The following is a 643-nucleotide window of genomic DNA, read 5'->3' on the forward strand; positions in this document are numbered from 1 at the left end:
GATTTCGAGGGCCCAGACGACGATCGTGTAGATCTCATTTACACCGTGCTCTGGCCGCGTTCTGCCACTTCCGCCTTTCTCCCTGCCCTTTCGCAAATGTGCCGGCTGTTTCGGGCATCTCAGGTTCGGGAACATCTCCGGCAGGCACGGTCATCTGATGAGGTGTTGGCGATCCTCGAAACTGAATCGCATCAGGAATTCCCTCCCAATTTGCATACTTCCCGTGTCGGACCTTACACCGCAATGTCTAGGCAGTTCAGCAACGCCTAGGTCCCCAGGCCACGTTGGGGCGGACCTTGGGAGGTTTCGCAAAGATAGATTGACAATCTATGTTTTATGGCGATCATCATGGGCGAGCCAAGGCTTGAACCCGCTTGGATGGGACAGAGGAAGCCAGGAGCAAACAGATGAGCCAGAATGATCAGAGCAGGAGGACGATCGTCGTCGACGGCGTCCCATTGCCAGAGTTGCTTGATGAGACAACGATCCGCGAGGTGGTCCACGGTTTTTACGGCGAAATTCGACATGATGACCTTCTCGGCCCCATTTTCCACGATCGGATCGAGCCAGACAGTTGGCCACAGCATCTAGCGAAGATGTGTGACTTCTGGTCTGCGACGTTGCTTCGGACGTCCCGATATGA

At 55.1% G+C, this 643-nt stretch carries 1 protein-coding gene; it reads left to right on the forward strand.

The features are described 5' to 3' along the window. Positions 1-407: 407 nt before the first annotated feature. A partial coding sequence (locus EN991_RS40535; RefSeq protein ID WP_206519371.1) for a group III truncated hemoglobin occupies positions 408-643 on the forward strand: 236 nt, incomplete at its 3' end.

This window comes from Mesorhizobium sp. M7A.F.Ca.US.005.03.2.1, from assembly GCF_003997795.1.
Taxonomy (GTDB): Bacteria; Pseudomonadota; Alphaproteobacteria; order Rhizobiales; family Rhizobiaceae; genus Mesorhizobium; species Mesorhizobium ciceri.